Below are 16,203 nucleotides of genomic sequence, written 5' to 3'. Positions count from 1 at the left end.
AGTGGCCACCAAGAAGGACCTCGTCGACGCCCAGTCGTTCAGCAGGCGCCGTCTCACCACCGCCTTCGTCAGCGGCGCACCCGGAGGACGTGAGGTCGAGCCGCACCGCCCGATGAAGGCGGTCATCGGTGGGCTGGCACTGACGGTCGTGCTCGTCGTCGGGAGCCTCGCCTTCGGCTGGCTCCTCGGTTCCCTGCCGAAGAACTGGGGGGACAACAAGCTCGTCATCGCCAAGGACAGCGGGGCCCGCTACGTCTCGATCAAGAAGACCCTGCACCCCGTGCTCAACACGACCAGCGCCCGGCTGCTCATCCCGGCGAGGAGCTTCGAGGTGATCACGGTCGCCGACGACAAGCTGGCCACGCAGCAGCGCGGTGCCACCATCGGCATCCCGGGCGCCCCGGACTCGCTGACGCCCCCCGACTCCCTGACCAACAGCGGCTGGGTGTCGTGCCTCGGTCCCGAGAGTGGCGTGGCGACCGCCGTCGGCGCGTCGGCCAGGAGCACGCCGACCGCTCAGGGAGCGACCCTCGTGACGACCGGCGGCCAGACCTTCGTCATCGCAGGGGGGCAGCGCCACCCGGTGGCGGCCGCCAACCTCTCGACCGTGACGATCGCCCTCGGCCTCGACGGGCGAGCGCCGCAGGCCGCGCCTGCCCTGTGGACCAACCTCTTCGCGCTCGGCCCCGAGCTGGCGCCGCTGCGGATCCCCGACTTCGGCAAGCCGGTGGCCGGCCTTCCCCCCGGTGCCACCGTCGGGTCCGTGCTCGCCGTCGCCAACGCCGGCCAGGAGGCGCGCCGCTACCTCGTCAGCTCGGCCGGCGACCTGGAGCCCCTCCCCGACCTCGCGCACGCCCTCTACCGCGTCGGCTCGGGGAGCACCACCGACGACCTCGAGGTGACACCGGCCCAGGTCACCCAGCTCGCGGTGCAGCGCCAGCGGATCGCCCCGACCGGCTGGCCCAGCGAGCTCCCCACGCTGCTGAGCGACGCACCGTGCGCCACCCTCACGTCCGAGCGCGGGCAGCAGCCGGTCGTGGCCCTCTCGACCTCGACGACGGTCAGTGCCGCACCGTCCGCCACCAGGGTGAGCGTCGACCTCGGGACAGGAGCACTCGTCCGGGCCGTGGGGGCCGGCTCGCTCACCGCGGGTCCGGTGCTCGCCATCGACCAGACCGGCACGGCCTACGCGATCGACGCGTCCACGCCCGACCTGCTGCAGCGACTGGGATACGACGCGGGCGACGTCTCGCCCGTCCCACAGGCCTGGGCGGAGCTGTTCCGCCCCGGACCCGTCCTCAGCGTGCGCGCCGCGCAGACCACCGTGGCCGCCGCGCCGTGACACGTCGTCGGACGGGGCGGCGCACAGGGGCCGCCGGCGCCCTGACCCTCGTCCTGCTCGCGGGTGGTGCGGTGTCACCGACGGGCACACCCGTCGCGCACGCCGAGCCGAGGGCCTGCACCGAGGACCAGGTCCGCTACGTCGCGGACGAGCCCTCGGGGCTGGCCCGCCTCGGTGCCCGCCGCGCCTGGGCCCTGGCGACCGGCCGGGGTGTCGTGGTCGCGGTCATCGACTCCGGCGTCTCCACGACCAACGCGCACTTCCCCGCGGGGTCGGTCCTGCCGGGCCGCAGCTTCGTCGGTGGTCCAGCCACGACCGACGAGACGGGTCACGGCACCGCGATCGCGGGCATCATCGCCGCTCGCGACATCGGGAAGCGATCCGGCGTCGTGGGGGTGGCCCCGGCCGCGACGATCCTCCCGGTCAAGATCAGTGGCGGAGAGTCAGGCGGCGACGAGGCCGAGCAGCGGGCGGCCAACCTCGCCCGGGGCATCACGTACGCCGTCTCCGCAGGTGCCGACGTCATCAACCTCTCGCTGTCGACGAGCTCGGACCGACGCGACGTCCGCAGCGCGGTCGCCGCCGCGGTCGGGGCGGGCGTCGTCGTCGTGGCCTCGGCCGGCAACCGCGAGCAGGCCACCGAGGTCAAGGACGGGCTGCGCTACCCGGCCGCGAACCCCGGCGTTCTCGGCGTCGCCGCCACCACCGGTCCCGACGAGGTCACGGAGGACTCGATCCACGGTCCCCACGTCGACCTCGCCGCCCCGGGTGACACCGTCCTCACGACCTTCCGCACCGGCGGCGACTGCGTCCTCTCGCAGCAGGGCCAGTCGACCAGCTATGCCACGGCGTACGTCAGCGGCGCCGCCGCCCTGCTCCGCCAGCGGTTCCCGTCGGCGAGCCCGGCCGAGCTGTCCCACCGCCTCCAGAGCACCGCCTCCCGCGGCACCCGCACCATCCGGGACGACCTCTCCGGCTGGGGCGTCGTGCAGCCCTACGAGGCGATGACCGCCGTCCTCGACGACACCGTGGCCGGTCCGGTGCGCCCCGGTGGGGCGCCGCGAGCCTCGCTCCCACCGGCGGTCTCGACCGTCGACCTCACGCCCGCTCCGGACCCTCGGGCCCCCGCCCGCGAGACCGTCCTCTGGCTGCTCCTCGGCATCGCCGTCGCCGTCCTCGGTCTCGGCATGGGCCGCATGCTCCGCGTCCCGCGAGGCTCCTGACCCGCGGCTGCCGGAGGGACGACGCGCGCGGGTGGGATGCGGGTCCCACGCTCTGCGTGGGCCGGCATACGCGGTGGGGGAACCCGGTTGGGAGCACCCCTGACGTTCTGGGAGAATTCCGCACATGTCTGCCGACCTCACGTCCTCTCGCGCTGCCACCATCCCGGAGCGTCCCTCGTTGGACGGCCTCGAGGACAAGTGGGGCCGGGTATGGGCGCAGGAGCAGACCTACTCCTTCGACCGTGAGGCAGCCCTGGCCGGGAGCCGCTCGCAGGTCTTCTCGATCGACACCCCCCCGCCGACCGCGTCGGGCAGCCTGCACATGGGGCATGTGTTCTCCTACACGCACACCGACTGCATGGCGCGCTACAAGCGCATGGTCGGCCTCAACGTGTTCTACCCGATCGGCTGGGACGACAACGGGCTCCCGACCGAGAAGCGGGTCCAGAACTTCTACGGGGTGCGCGGCGACGCCTCGCTGCCCCACGACCCCACCTTCGAGCCCCCGCACCGTGGTGACGCCAAGAGCCTGCGGGCCGGGGACGCGATGCCCATCTCGCGGCAGAACTTCATCGAGCTCTGCGACGAGCTGACCGTCGAGGACGAGAAGGCCTTCGAGTCGCTCTTCCGGCGCCTCGGCCAGTCCTTCGACTGGTCGATCTCGTACCGCACCATCGACGACCACTCCCGCGCCACCGCCCAGCAGGCGTTCCTGCGCAACCTCGCCCGCGGTGAGGCCTACCAGGCCGAGGCACCCGGCCTGTGGGACGTCACCTTCCAGACCGCGGTCGCCCAGGCCGAGCTCGAGGCGCGCGACTACCCCGGCGCCTACCACCGCGTCGCGTTCCACCCGACAACCCAGGATGCAGAGCCGGTCTTCGTCGAGACGACCCGACCGGAGCTCATCCCCTCGGTCGTCGCCCTCATCGCGCACCCCGACGACGAGCGGTATGCCGGCCTGTTCGGCTCCACGGTCAGCTCGCCGCTGTTCGGGGTGGAGGTGCCCGTCGTGGCCCACCCGGCCGCCGAGATGGACAAGGGTGCCGGCATCGCGATGTGCTGCACCTTCGGTGACCTCACCGACGTCATCTGGTGGCGTGAGCTGCAGCTGCCGACGCGGTCGGTCATCACCCGCCAGGGCCGCATCCAGGCCGAGACGCCGGAGTGGGTCGCCGGCGGCCCCGGGGCCGAGCTGTTCGGCGAGCTCGCAGGCAAGACGGTGCACTCGGCGCGCGAGAGCGTCGTGGCGGCGCTGCGCGAGTCCGGCGACCTCGACGGTGAGCCGAAGGCGACGCAGCGCAAGGCCAACTTCTACGAGCGCGGCGAGAAGCCCCTCGAGATCGTCACGTCGCGCCAGTGGTACATCCGCAACGGTGGTCGCGACGCCGCGCTCAACGACACGCTCGTCGGCCAGGGCCGGGCCATCGACTTCCACCCGTCCTTCATGCGGTCCCGCTACGCCAACTGGGTCGCCGGCCTCAACGGCGACTGGCTCGTCTCCCGACAGCGCTTCTTCGGCGTCGCGATCCCCGTCTGGTATCCCCTCGACGCCGAGGGCGAGCCCGTGTGGGACCAGCCGATCGTCCCGTCCGAGGCAGCGCTGCCGATCGACCCCGTCACCCAGGCCCCCGAGGGCTACGACGAGTCGCAGCGTGGGCAGGCCGGCGGCTTTGTCGGCGACCCGGACGTCCTCGACACCTGGGCGACGTCCTCGCTGTCGCCGCAGATCGCCGGCGGGTGGCGGCGGGTCGACGCCTCCGGTGAGGTCACGACCGACCCCGTGTTCGACAAGGTCTTCCCGATGGACGTGCGCCCCCAGGGGCACGACATCATCCGGACGTGGCTCTTCGCGACCGTCGTGCGCGCCCACTACGAGCACGGCACGGTGCCGTGGCGCAACGCCGCCATCAGCGGCTGGATCCTCGACCCCGACCGCAAGAAGATGAGCAAGTCCAAGGGCAACGTCGTCACGCCCGAGGACGTGCTGCGCGAGCACAGCGCCGACGCGGTCCGCTACTGGGCGGCCTCGGGCCGGCTCGGCGCCGACGCCGCCTACGACGTGGGCCAGATGAAGGTCGGCCGGCGCCTCGCCATCAAGGTGCTCAACGCGTCGAAGTTCGCCCTGTCGTTCGGCGACGTGGACGGCGACGCCGACCTCGCCGCGATGGTCACTGAGCCGCTCGACCGGGCCCTGCTCGCGGGGCTGGCCGACGTCATCGAGAAGGCCACCGCCGGCTTCGAGTCGTGGGACTACACCCGCTCGCTCGAGGTGACCGAGACCTTCTTCTGGACCTTCTGCGACGACTACCTCGAGCTCGTCAAGGACCGGGCCTACGGCGCGACCGTCGATGCGGCCGCCTCCGCGTCGGCGCGGGCAACCCTGCGCCTGGCGCTGGACTCGCTGCTGCGGCTGCTCGCGCCGTTCCTCCCCTACGTCACCGAGGAGGTGTGGTCCTGGTGGCACGACGGCTCCGTGCACCTCACCTCCTGGCCCACCGTCGAGGAGGTCCGGCTCGACGGCGAGCCCGCCGACCCGGCGATGCTCGGGGCCGTGGGGGCCGCGCTGGCGACGGTGCGCAAGAGCAAGTCCGAGGCGAAGCTCTCGATGCGCGCCGAGGTGGCCCGCATCGTGCTCGGTGGGCCCGAGGCCCTGCTCGACCACGTGCGGGCCGGCGAGGCCGACCTGCGCGCGGCCGGGAAGATCACCGGCACCCTCGACTACGCCCCTGCGCAGACCTGGACGGCCAGTGACGTCGAGCTCATCCCCGTCGAGAAGCCTCGGCCGCAGGGCTGACCGGCTCGTCCGGACCGGCCTTCAGGCGCCCGACGTCACCCGGGCCGCACCGAGGGCGCGGCTCGGCGCGACGGCCAGGACGCGGCGGTGTCCGGTCGGCTGCACGGCGAACCACGGCACCTGCCAGCCGCTGAGGCCGATGCGACGCTCGACCACGGCGTCGCGGCGGAGGTGGTGGACCCGGCCGTTCCCCGGGTCGTAGACGTCGAGCAGCCGGTCGCCGTCCCCCGGGAGCACGAGGACGACGTGGCGGGGCAGCTGGGCGTTGCCGATGTAGAGCAGCCCCGGCTCGCCGTCGGCCACCACGTCGACGAAATGGTCGAACGCCTCGCGCAGGCTGGTGCGCGACAGCGGACGCCAGGTGGCGACGTCGTAGCGCGTTCCCTGGCGCGCGGCACCGAGCTCGAGCTCGCGCTTGGCGCCCCATGGAGGCGTGCCGAGGGCACGCGGCCACGGCAGGTGCGGGCGGCGCCGACCGTCGACGATGCCGTTGGTCCGCCCCATGACGACGCGTTCGTATGCCGCGAAGCGCTCCTGCTCGTCCTCGCCGTCGGGTGAGCCCGGCAGGCGCGGCTCGCCGGTCCGCACCCAGCTGGCGAAGACCGGGTCCACGAGCATCCGGGCCACCGTGAGGCAGGCCGAGCCACAGGTCACCGGGGACTGCTGAACCGGGCCGGTGTCGCCGGCGCGAAGTCGGTATGCCGTGGCCACGACGCCATCCTCACCCGTGGGGGCGCTGCCCCGCCACCCCCCGACGCCCACCGGCGTCCCGGCGATGGCGACGTGGTCCCCTCAGGGGCGACCGACGGGACGCAGCCTCGTGATCAGGCTCCCACGCCGGGTGGCTGGCATAGGCTCGGTCGGGTGAGACGTCGGGAGTGGGGCTGGGCCGGCGGCACCGTCGCGGCGCTGCTGCTCACCGCCTGGGTCTCGGGCGCGGGCTCCGTCTCGGCCCTCACCGTGCCCGGTGAGAGCCCACCCGCGATTGAGGAGTTCGGTGAGCTCGTCGAGGGCGAGGTCGGCGACAACCGCCAGCCACGCGGCGAGGGGGCATCCCTGGAGGACAACGAGACCGTCGCCGCCATCGTCGCCTGGACCCTGCGTGCCCTCCTCGTCCTCGTCGTCGTCCTCGCGGTGGTGCTCGTGGCTCGCGCCCTCGCGCGCCGGTTGCGGCGCGACCCCGTCACGGTGAAGGACGAGGTCAGGGGCGGGCTCCTCCCGGACGTCCTCGTCGCCGGGGTGCGCGAGAGCGAGGCGCAGCTGGACCACGGCACGTCGGGTGAGGCCGTGATCAACGCCTGGCTCACCCTCGAGCGGACCGCCCACGCGGTCGGCATCCACGACGACGCGTCCCGCACCCCCGCCGAGCTCGTCGCCGCCGTGCTCGACGAGCACGCGGTGGACCCTGCAGCCATCGAACGCCTGGCCGCGGTGTACCGGGAGGCACGCTTCTCGGATCACTTCATCGGTGAGGAGCACCGGGAGGCGGCCCGCGAGGCGCTGCGCACCGTGCGTGAGGACCTCCTGCGGCCCCTCGCCGCCCTCGGGGAAGGGACCACGCGGTGAGGGGACGTCTTCTCGCGCTCGTGCGCGGGCGTGAGCTTCCCGCTGCGGTCGTCGTCGCCTGCGTGCTGGGCCTGCTGCTCATGCTCGCGCCGGCCCTCGACCAGCCCCTCCTCCTCCTCGTCACGGCCGGCCTGCTCGTCGCCGTCGGGGCGCTCGGCACGTGGCTCGTCGGGGAGCACCGCACCGTCGAGTGGACCACGAGCGCGGGGACGCCGGTCCGGGTTCGCGGGAGCGACCGTCGGGTCACGGCACTCACCCGGACCATCGACCGTGCGGTCGCGGGCGACGTCTCCGCTGTCGGGGAGGTCCACCGGACGGTGGAGTCCGTCGCTCGGGCCCGGCTCACCCAGCTCGGGCTCCCGCCCGAGCTCGACGACGACCGCGCGCGGGCCGCGCTGGGACCGCAGCTCACGGCATACCTCGCCTCGTCTCCCCCGCCGCGGGTGGACGCCGCCGAGCTCGCCACCTTCATCACCATCCTCGAGGAGCACTGAGTGACCGACATCCCCTCCCTGCACGAGGTCTCCGACCTGGCCGCGGCCGTCCTGACCGCGGTCGAGCGCGCGGTCGTCGGCAAGCGCGCCAACCTCGAGCTCGTCCTCGCGGGCGTCCTCGCCGGCGGGCACGTCCTCATGGAGGACTTCCCGGGGCTCGGCAAGACGTTGGCCGCCCGCTCGTTCGCGCAGGCCCTCGGGCTGGACTTCGCGCGCGCCCAGTTCACCCCGGACCTCCTCCCGAGCGACCTCACCGGCGCGTTCATCTACGACCAGCGCAACCACGAGTTCGTCTTCCGGCGGGGTCCGCTGTTCACCGAGCTGCTGCTCGCCGACGAGATCAACCGGACGCCCCCGAAGACCCAGGCCGCCCTGCTCGAAGCGATGCAGGAGGGGCAGATCACGGTGGAGGGCGAGACGTTCGCCCTGCACCGGCCCTTCCACGTGCTCGCCACGGCCAACCCCGTCGAGTACGAAGGCACGTATCCCCTCCCCGAGGCCCAGCTCGACCGGTTCCTCCTGCGCGTCTCCTTCGGCTACCCCACCGCCGGTGAGGAGTGGGAGGTGCTGCGGCGCCGTCTCGAGCGCCAGCAGGAGGCGCAGACGGTGCCGGCCATCACCGACGCCGCCGGGCTCGTCGCCATGCAGCGAGCGGTCGAGACGGTGACGGTCGACGAAGGCGTCGGCCGCTACTGCGTCCGCCTCGCCGCCGCCACGCGGTCGCAGTCGAGCCTCGTCATGGGGGCGTCCCCGCGCGGGGCTCTGGCGCTCATGCTCGTCGCCCGCTCGCACGCCGTCATCCGCGGTCGCGACTTCGTCACCCCCGAGGACGTCAAGGCCGTGGCGCACGCGGCGCTCGACCACCGCGTCACCGTGCGCCCGGAGCTGTGGATCAACGACGTCACCGCCACGAGCGTCATCGCCTCGATCCTGGCGACCGTGCCGACTCCCTCGCCGACCGGACGTGGGGCTCGCACCGGGTACGAGGGGCCATGACCGAGGGCGAGCCGGCCTCCGAGGGGCTGGCCGAGGAGGAGGACGCCACGACCAGCCCGCCGCCGCCGGGCAGCCGGCTGTCGGCCCGGTGGCGTGCGACCCCCGCGCACGCACGAGCGGTGCTGCTCGGGGTGGCCCTGCTGGGGCTGGGCGCGATCCTGCTCCGGCCCGACGTGGTCGCGCTGGGCACCCCGCTGGTCATCGTCGCCGCCTGGTCGCTCATCCGCCGCCCCGTCGAGCCCCCCGTCGTCCACGCGTGGCTGCGGCATCCCGTGCTGCGCGAGGGCCAGACGACGGCCTGGACCGTCGACGCGCAGCCCGGCGACGGTGTGGAGGACGTCGCGCTCGCCGTCACCGAGACCGAGTTCACCCGCTACACCCCGACGAGCCAGTGCGCCACCACCGGCGAGGCGACGACCACCCCGCGGATCGACGTCCTCTGCCAGAGCACGCGCTGGGGGCTGCGCGCGCTCGGTCCGGCGACCTGCGCCGTGAGCAGCGCCTTCGGCTCCCACGTCTGGGCGCCGACGCCCGTGGAGGCTCCGCCGCTGCCCACCGTCCCGCTGCCGGAGGCCTTCGCGGCACGCAGCCCGACCCCTGACCCCGACGGGCTCGTGGGCCGCAGCCGCTCGCGGCGGCACGGCGACGGCAGCGAGCTGGCCGACGTCCGGGCGTTCCGCTTCGGCGACCGCCTGCGGCGGATCCACTGGCCGGTCTCGGTGCGCACGGGTGAGCTGCACGTGACGACGACCTACTCCGACGAGGACAGCGAGATCCTCCTGCTCGTCGACGCGATGCAGGACCTCGGGCGCAGCACCGGCTTCGACGGTGAGAGCAGCAGCCTCGACAACGGGGTCCGGGCCGCCGCTGCGGTCGCCGAGCACTACCTGCGGGTCGGTGACCGGGTCGGTCTCCAGGTGCTGGGAGCCCACCGGAGCCCGCGACTGTCGGCGGGTCTCGGGAGCAACCAGCTGCGCCGGGTCCTCGACGTCCTCGCTCGGGTCCGGGTCGCCGACGGCGGCGTCGTCGACGAGAAGCGCCTCGCCGGCCAGCTGCGCCACCCCGTGTCCGCGGGCACCCTCGTCGTCTTCCTCACCCCGGCGATCTCCGTGCAGGTGCTCGCGCACGCCGCCCAGCTCGCCCGTCGTGGCACGTCGACGATCGTGGTGGACACCCTCCCCCGGTCCATGGCCACCGGCGACGTCAGCGACGAGCTGCTGAGCGGGCTCGTCCCCGAGCAGGACCTCTCCCCCGGCGCCCGGCTCGCTTGGCGGATCCGCCTGCTCGAGCGGTCGCGCGAGATGACCCGCACCCGCCTGAGCGGTGTCCCGATCGTCACGTGGGTGGGACCGGGCACCCTCGACCTCGTGCTGCGCGACCTCAGCCGGCAACGGCGCGTGCCGAGGATGGTGACCCGGTGACGTCCCCCTCGCAGCGCGTGCTGCGCGCCACGATCGCCGTGGCCTCCGTGGCACTCGCGGCGCTCACGACCCTGACGGCGCCGGGAGGATCGCTCGTCCTGGCCCTGGTCCTCGTCGCGCTCACGCCGTTCGTCGTGCTCGACCCGGCGTCGCGGCTCGGCACCCTGCTCCTCGCCGGGCACGCCGTCAACTGGCTCGACAGCGTGCCGGTCCCGGTCGAGACGGGCGACTGGCTGCCCGTGCTCGCCGCAGCCGTCCTCCTCGCGACGATCCACCTCGCCGCCGCCCTGTCGTCAGCCTTCCCGGCGGCGGCCGACGTCCCGGGTGCCACGGTGCGTCGCTGGGCGCGTCGCTCAGCGGTCGTGCTGGGTCTGTCGCTCCCGGTCTGGCTGCTGCTCGTCACCCAGTCGGCAGCGGCGACCGAGGGCGACGCCCTGCTGACGTATGCCGCACTGGCCGCCGTCGGCCTGCTCGCCTTCGGCTTCTGGCAGGCCGGAACCCGTTCGGGCAGGGCCGCGCCGCCGACCTCGACGACGCCCTCCCCGCGACGCTGACGGCAGACGCGACGGCGAGCGGACGGCATACCGCCGTCAGCGGGAGCCTGGTCGGCTCAGGCGGTGCGCTTGCGGCGCTTGGGTCCGGAGTCGCGACGCACGATCGTCGGAAGGACGTTCTTGCGGACGACCTCGTCGGTGACGACGACCTTGGTGATCTCGTCGTCGCTGGGCACGTCGAACATCACGGGGAGGAGGACCTCCTCCATGATCGCGCGCAGGCCGCGGGCGCCGGTGCCGCGGGCGAGCGCCTGCTCGGCGACCGCCTCGATCGCCTCGGTGGTGAACTCGAGCTCGACGCCGTCGATGCGGAACATCTTCTGGTACTGCTTGACGAGGGCGTTGCGCGGCTCGGTGAGGATCTGGACGAGCGCGCTGGTGTCGAGCGGCGAGACGGTCGTGATGACCGGGAGCCGGCCGATGAACTCGGGGATGAGCCCGAACTTCATGAGGTCCTCGGGCATGACCTCGTGGATGGACTCGGCGAGGTCCTTGGGGGTGTGCAGCTCGGAGCCGAAGCCGAGGCCCTTCTTGCCGTTGCGCGACTCGATGAGCTTCTCGAGGCCGGCGAACGCGCCGCCGACGATGAAGAGCACGTTGGTCGTGTCGATCTGGATGAACTCCTGGTGCGGGTGCTTGCGTCCGCCCTGCGGCGGGACGCTGGCCGTCGTGCCCTCGAGGATCTTGAGCAGGGCCTGCTGCACGCCCTCACCGGAGACGTCACGCGTGATCGAGGGGTTCTCGCTCTTGCGGGCGATCTTGTCGACCTCGTCGATGTAGATGATGCCCGTCTCGGCCTTCTTGACGTCGTAGTCGGCGGCCTGGATGAGCTTGAGGAGGATGTTCTCGACGTCCTCGCCGACGTAGCCGGCCTCGGTCAGGGCCGTCGCGTCGGCGATCGCGAAGGGGACGTTGAGCATCTTGGCCAGCGTCTGGGCGAGGTAGGTCTTGCCGCAGCCGGTGGGGCCGATGAGCAGGATGTTGGACTTGGAGATGTCGACGTGGTCGGCGTCCTTCTTGCCACCACTCGCCTCACCGGACTGGATCCGCTTGTAGTGGTTGTAGACGGCGACGGCGAGCGAGCGCTTGGCGACGTCCTGGCCGATGACGTACTGCTCGAGGAAGTCGAAGATCTCGCGGGGCTTGGGAAGCTCGTCGAGCCCACCGAGCTCGGAGGACTCGGCGAGCTCCTCCTCGATGATCTCGTTGCACAGCTCTATGCACTCGTCACAGATGTAGACCGCCGGTCCGGCGATGAGCTTCTTGACCTGCTTCTGGGACTTGCCACAGAACGAGCACTTCAGCAGGTCGCTGGTCTCTCCGACGCGTGCCACTTGACTGATGTCCCTTCGTCCACTCGGCTGATGTCGCACCCCGGCCCCGGGGGCCGAGTGTCTTCAGCGACGTCTCCGACGCTACCTCGCGATGGCGCCGACGCAACCCATTGAACGCCTCCGACGCGTCGCGAGTCGCCCTTGTCCGCTGAGGGCAGAACGCCTCACCGCACCGCCGTCCGGGACGTCGTCCCGGACGGTTCGTGCTCAGCGCTCCGGCATCCCGCGCGTGCCCGGCCTCGAACGACTACATTTCACGTGCCGCCGGACGTCGGTGGCTCGAGTCGAGGGAGACAGCATGTTCGCAAGGACCCCAGTCGTGGTCGGCATCGCCGCCGCCGCCATGGTGGGAGCAGGTATGGGGGGGACAGCCGTGGCACAGCCCGCGCAGGTTTCCAGCGCGGCCGCAGCATCGAGCTTCGAGGGGGCGCAGGGCACCTACAAGGCAGTCAGCCCGACCCGTGTGCTGGACACCCGCACCGGGAACGGCGCACCCAAGGCCCTCGTCGGCGCGCAGGGCGAGGTCTCACTGCTCGTCGCCGGCCGCGGAGGGGTCCCGAGCGGCGTCTCCGCCGTGGTGCTCAACCTCACGGCCGTGACCCCCAGCTCCGACACGTGGCTGACGGCCTACCCGTCGGGCACTCCCCGGCCGGCGACCTCCAACGTCAACACCGTCGCGAAGGCCACCCGGGCGAACCTCGTCACCGTGCCGGTCGGGACCGACGGTCGCGTCCGCATCTACAACCAGGCCGGCACCACCGACATCCTCGCCGACGTCATGGGCTACTACCACGGTGAGGTCGCGCCCGCCACGGGTGTCGGCGCCCAGTACTACACGCTCGACCCGGAGCGCTGGTTCGACTCCCGCAGCGAGGGTGGGGCCCTGGCACCCGGCGAGATCGTGACCATCTCGGCCGACTTCGGCCCGGGAGCCGCCGACGTCGTCGCGCTCGCGACCAACGTCACGGTGCTGCAGGGCTCGCGGCCCGGCTTCGTCTCGGCCGGCGGCACCTTCGGTCCCCAGGCGCCGACGTACTCGACCCTCAACTACGGCACGGGGCAGGTCATCGCCAACATGAGTGTGGGCTCGTCTGGGGTCTCCGGCACCGAGGTGCTGTTCAGCGTCCGCAACGGCGGCACGGGCACGGTCCAGGCCATCGTCGACGTCGTCGGCATCTACGTCAGCGGCGACCCCGAGGGCCTGCGCTACCGGCCCCTGGCACCCCGTCGGACCGTCGACACCCGGTCGGGGATCGGCGGGACCGCGACCCCGCTCGGCGCCAACGAGCCCCGGCTGTTCACCGCACCGACCACGGTCGCCGGTCTCGAGACCTACGCGCTGGTCACGAACACGACCGTCGTCCGCCCGACCGTCACCACCTACGTCACGGCCTACAGCAACGACCTGCCCAAGCCGCCGGTCAGCAACGTCAACGCCGCCCGCGGCGAGGTCGCGGCCAACTCGGCCTTCATCCCCCTCGGTGACGGTGAGCGGTTCCGCGTGCACAACGCCGCCGGTCAGGCCCACCTGATCACGGACGTCTTCGGCAGCTTCGAGTACCACACCGGCGCGGCCTCGGCCGGCGCCGCCGAGCGGTCCTCGGGCACCGAGCGCTCCGCGGCTCCGAGCCCGGCGTCCGTCCGCGTCGGGCGGGGCTGACCGACGCCCACCACCCCATGAAAAGGTGTGCCGTCCGCTCCTCGAGCGGACGGCACACCTGTCTGTGCGGGGAGCTGGAACTCAGACCTCGAGCGCGGCCTTGCGCGAGACGAGGACCTCGTCGATGAGGCCGTACTCCTTGGCGCCGGCCGCCGACAGGATCTTGTCGCGCTCGATGTCCTTGCGGACGAGCTCGACGTCGCGCTCGGCGTGCAGCGCGATGGTGTCCTCGAGCCAGCCGCGCATGCGGAGCACCTCGTTGGCGTGGATCTCGAGGTCGGAGGCCATGCCGCCGGTTCCCTCGATCGCCGGCTGGTGGATGAGCACGCGGGCGTTCGGGAGGGCGTAGCGCTTGCCCTTGGCGCCGGCACCGAGGAGCACCGCGGCAGCCGAGGCCGCCTGGCCGACGACGAAGGTCTGCACGTCCGGCCGGATGTACTGCATCGTGTCGTAGATCGCAGTCATCGCCGTGAACGAGCCACCGGGGCTGTTGATGTACATGAGGATGTCGCGGTCGGGGTCCTGCGACTCCAGCACGATGAGCTGGGCGATGACGTCGTCGGCGGACGCGTCGTCGACCTGCACGCCGAGGAAGATGATCCGGTCCTCGAACAGCTTGGTGTAGGGGTCGGTCCGCTTCATGCCGTAGGAGGTGCGCTCCTCGAACTGCGGCAGGATGTAGCGGCTCGACGGGCTGGGCACGCTGAGTCGGCCCTGGGACGGGTAGTTCGCGTTCATGTGTGTTGTCTCTCCTGGTCGCCGGGTCAGTCGGTGACCGGGTTGTCGGACGAGCGGCCGGCCTGCTCGGCCCGCGAGAACACGTGGTCGACGAAGCCGTACTCCTTGGCCTCCTCGGCGGTGAACCAGCGGTCGCGGTCGGAGTCGAGGCCGATCTGCTCCGGGGTCTGGCCGGTGTGCTCGGCGATCAGCTCGGCCATCTGCTTCTTGATGTGCAGGAGCTGCTCGGCCTGGATCTTGATGTCGGACGCGGTGCCGCCGATGCCGCCCGAGGGCTGGTGCATCATGACGCGCGCGTGCGGGGTGGCGTAGCGCTTGCCGGGCGTGCCCGCGGACAGGAGGAACTGGCCCATCGAGGCGGCCATGCCCATCGCCACGGTCGCGACGTCGTTGGGGACCCACTGCATGGTGTCGAAGATCGCCATGCCGGCGGTCACCGAGCCACCGGGGCTGTTGATGTAGAGCCAGATGTCCTTGTCGGAGTCCTCCGCGGCGAGGAGGAGCATCTGCGCGCAGATCGCGTTGGCGTTCTCGTCACGCACCTCGGAGCCGAGGAAGATGATCCGCTCCTTGAGGAGGCGGTTGTAGATGCTGTCGTCGAGCCCGAGCCTCTCGCCCGGTCCGGCTGCGACGATCTCGTTGCTGCTCACGCTGGTCTCGCTCCTGCCGTGATCGGTGGTTGTACCTGTCGCTGACCCTAACGCCCGGCCTCGCCCGCACACTCCCCCTGTCGGGCCGTGTTCGCCGTGAGCACAACGACCGTGCGGGCCACGACGGCGTATGCCGGTCAGCCGCGTTGGTGCGCCGGCTCCGCCTCCGCCGTGGTCCCGGTCGCCGCAGGCTCCCGCACGGACTCGAGGAGGAGCTGCACGAGCAGGGCCATCGTGCCGACGGCGAGCAGGGAGCGCAGCACCCCGACGTGGTCACCGAGGAAGCCCAGCGCGGGTGGGCCGGCGATGAAGGCGAGGTAGCCGATGGTGGCGACGACCGACATGCGGGCACCCGCCCGTGCGGGATCGTCGGCGCTGGCGCTCATGCCCACCGGGAAGCCGAGGGAGACACCCACGCCCCAGACCGCGGCACCGACGAAGGCCAGCCAGGGCGACCCGAACACGACGAGCAGCGAGCCCAGGACGGCCAGCGCGAAGGTCACGCGCAGCACGGGGACGCGCCCGTAGGTGTCGAGCCAGCGGGTGCCGAGCAGGCGCCCCACCGTCATGAAGCTGAGGAAGGTCGCGAACGCGAGCACCCCGGCCCACGCGGGCAGGTCGTGGCCCTCGACGAACGCCACGGCGAGCCAGTCGTTGGCGGTGCCCTCGGTGAAGGCGGCGACGAGCGTGACGAGCCCGATGAGGAGGGTGCGCGGCTCGAGCCAGGCCGACCGCGTGCGACCCGCGGAACCGGGCGCGGCGCCCTCGGCGCCGATCTCGGCGGCGTGTGCCTGCGCGCTCTCGGCCTCCTCGAAGGTCCGGGGCAGGAACCGGCGCATGGCCCAGAAGGCCACCGCGGTGACGAGCAGGGCCGAGCCCAGCAGGTGCGGCAGCAGCGGCACCGAGGCCCACGACATGCCCGAGCCCACGAGGGCCGAGACGACGGTGCCGCCGCTGAAGGCGGCGTGGAACTGGGGCATCACCGTCTGGCCCAGGAGGCGCTCGACGGTGGCGCCCTCGAGGTTCATCGCGACGTCCCAGACGCCGACACCGCTGCCGATGAGGAACAGGCCCGCCGCGACGACGGCGCGCGACTCGGCGAGGTCGACCCCGGCCCCGACGACGGCGAAGCCGACGACGCCGATGAGCATGCCCGCCCGGATGGTGGGCACCACCCCGAACCGCTCGGCGAGGCGCCCGGTCGACGGCATGGCCAGCAGCGAGCCGGCCGACATGGCGAAGAGCGTCAGCCCGAGCTGCCCGGCGGTGAGGTCCAGCGCGGCCTTGGCGTCGGCGATCCTCGAGGCCCACGTCGCGAAGGCGACCCCGGCGAGCGCGAAGACGACGAAGACGGCGGTGCGGGCCGCGACGACGCGCTCGCGGGGCAGGGCGGGGGGATTCATGGAGCAGGTCCCTCTCGGGGCGGGTTGG

14 protein-coding genes are annotated in these 16,203 nt (G+C 72.5%); 9 read left to right on the top strand and 5 right to left on the bottom strand.

The annotated features are described in order from the left end of the window. The first annotated feature begins 1 nt into the window (after position 1). The 3 genes from eccB to valS all read left to right on the top strand — a co-directional run bounded on the left by eccB (position 2) and on the right by valS (position 5,359). Positions 2 to 1,342 carry a type VII secretion protein EccB gene (eccB, locus tag ACOJV9_RS07135; protein ID WP_420184502.1) on the top strand — a complete coding sequence of 447 codons (1,341 nt, stop codon included), beginning with the start codon at positions 2 to 4 and terminating at the stop codon, positions 1,340 to 1,342. Beyond that, positions 1,339 to 2,565, top strand: a complete 1,227-nt coding sequence (locus tag ACOJV9_RS07130; RefSeq protein WP_420184501.1) for a S8 family serine peptidase — start codon at positions 1,339 to 1,341, stop codon at positions 2,563 to 2,565. Before eccB ends, ACOJV9_RS07130 begins: the two co-directional genes overlap by 4 nt. A 124-nt stretch (positions 2,566 to 2,689) precedes the next feature. Next, positions 2,690 to 5,359 carry a valine--tRNA ligase gene (valS, locus tag ACOJV9_RS07125; RefSeq protein WP_420184500.1) on the top strand — a complete coding sequence of 890 codons (2,670 nt, stop codon included), beginning with the start codon at positions 2,690 to 2,692 and terminating at the stop codon, positions 5,357 to 5,359. 21 nt (positions 5,360 to 5,380) lie between these two features. On the opposite strand, the gene ACOJV9_RS07120 is transcribed toward valS, so the two are convergent. Further along, on the bottom strand, positions 5,381 to 6,070 hold the full coding sequence (locus ACOJV9_RS07120; RefSeq protein ID WP_420184499.1) for a hypothetical protein: 690 nt from the start codon (positions 6,068 to 6,070) through the stop codon (positions 5,381 to 5,383). A 153-nt stretch (positions 6,071 to 6,223) separates the two neighbouring features. Here ACOJV9_RS07120 and ACOJV9_RS07115 point away from each other — a divergent pair, with 153 nt between their 5' ends. Genes ACOJV9_RS07115 through ACOJV9_RS07095 form a run of 5 tightly spaced genes read left to right on the top strand, consistent with a single transcriptional unit; the run spans position 6,224 to position 10,390 of the window. Continuing rightward, a complete protein-coding gene (locus ACOJV9_RS07115) occupies positions 6,224 to 6,925 on the top strand; it encodes a DUF4129 domain-containing protein (RefSeq protein WP_420184498.1) in 702 nt (233 codons plus the stop codon). Next, entirely contained in the window at positions 6,922 to 7,419 is a 498-nt protein-coding gene (locus tag ACOJV9_RS07110) for a hypothetical protein (protein WP_420184497.1), read from the top strand. The genes ACOJV9_RS07115 and ACOJV9_RS07110 overlap by 4 nt, the downstream gene beginning before the upstream one ends. Beyond that, complete coding sequence (locus ACOJV9_RS07105) at positions 7,420 to 8,415, top strand: AAA family ATPase (protein ID WP_420184496.1); 996 nt, start codon at positions 7,420 to 7,422, stop codon at positions 8,413 to 8,415. It abuts the gene before it with no gap. Then, positions 8,412 to 9,836 carry a DUF58 domain-containing protein gene (locus ACOJV9_RS07100; RefSeq protein WP_420184495.1) on the top strand — a complete coding sequence of 475 codons (1,425 nt, stop codon included), beginning with the start codon at positions 8,412 to 8,414 and terminating at the stop codon, positions 9,834 to 9,836. The genes ACOJV9_RS07105 and ACOJV9_RS07100 overlap by 4 nt, the downstream gene beginning before the upstream one ends. Beyond that, entirely contained in the window at positions 9,833 to 10,390 is a 558-nt protein-coding gene (locus tag ACOJV9_RS07095) for a hypothetical protein (RefSeq protein ID WP_420184494.1), read from the top strand. Before ACOJV9_RS07100 ends, ACOJV9_RS07095 begins: the two co-directional genes overlap by 4 nt. A gap of 56 nt (positions 10,391 to 10,446) precedes the next feature. Here the strand turns inward: ACOJV9_RS07095 and clpX are convergent, their stop codons facing one another. After that, positions 10,447 to 11,724: an ATP-dependent Clp protease ATP-binding subunit ClpX gene (gene clpX / locus ACOJV9_RS07090; RefSeq protein WP_420184493.1), complete on the bottom strand. Its 1,278-nt coding sequence runs from the start codon at positions 11,722 to 11,724 to the stop codon at positions 10,447 to 10,449. 319 nt (positions 11,725 to 12,043) lie between these two features. Between clpX and ACOJV9_RS07085 the strand changes: the two genes are divergently transcribed. Further along, positions 12,044 to 13,384 (top strand): hypothetical protein, encoded by a 1,341-nt coding sequence (locus ACOJV9_RS07085; protein ID WP_420184492.1) that lies wholly within the window; start codon positions 12,044 to 12,046, stop codon positions 13,382 to 13,384. A gap of 81 nt (positions 13,385 to 13,465) precedes the next feature. Here ACOJV9_RS07085 and ACOJV9_RS07080 read toward each other — a convergent pair whose 3' ends face one another. From ACOJV9_RS07080 to ACOJV9_RS07070, 3 genes are all read right to left on the bottom strand, one after another. Then, positions 13,466 to 14,122: an ATP-dependent Clp protease proteolytic subunit gene (locus ACOJV9_RS07080; RefSeq protein WP_420184491.1), complete on the bottom strand. Its 657-nt coding sequence runs from the start codon at positions 14,120 to 14,122 to the stop codon at positions 13,466 to 13,468. 26 nt (positions 14,123 to 14,148) lie between these two features. After that, positions 14,149 to 14,772 (bottom strand): ATP-dependent Clp protease proteolytic subunit, encoded by a 624-nt coding sequence (locus ACOJV9_RS07075; protein ID WP_420184490.1) that lies wholly within the window; start codon positions 14,770 to 14,772, stop codon positions 14,149 to 14,151. 137 nt (positions 14,773 to 14,909) lie between these two features. Then, entirely contained in the window at positions 14,910 to 16,175 is a 1,266-nt protein-coding gene (locus ACOJV9_RS07070) for an MFS transporter (protein WP_420184489.1), read from the bottom strand. Between the last annotated feature and the right edge of the window lie 28 nt (positions 16,176 to 16,203).

Source organism: Knoellia terrae, assembly GCF_048606435.1.
GTDB lineage: Bacteria > Actinomycetota > Actinomycetes > Actinomycetales > Dermatophilaceae > Knoellia > Knoellia terrae.
Note: the sequence above shows the minus strand (reverse complement) of the source record. Positions and strands in the feature narration are given on the sequence as shown.

Coding starts and splice junctions, on each gene's coding strand:
- valS (WP_420184500.1), top strand. CDS start 2,690: ATGTCTGCCGACCTCACGTCCTCTCGCGCTGCCACCATCCCGGAGCGT.
- ACOJV9_RS07100 (WP_420184495.1), top strand. CDS start 8,412: ATGACCGAGGGCGAGCCGGCCTCCGAGGGGCTGGCCGAGGAGGAGGAC.
- ACOJV9_RS07080 (WP_420184491.1), bottom strand. CDS start 14,122: ATGAACGCGAACTACCCGTCCCAGGGCCGACTCAGCGTGCCCAGCCCG.
- ACOJV9_RS07070 (WP_420184489.1), bottom strand. CDS start 16,175: ATGAATCCCCCCGCCCTGCCCCGCGAGCGCGTCGTCGCGGCCCGCACC.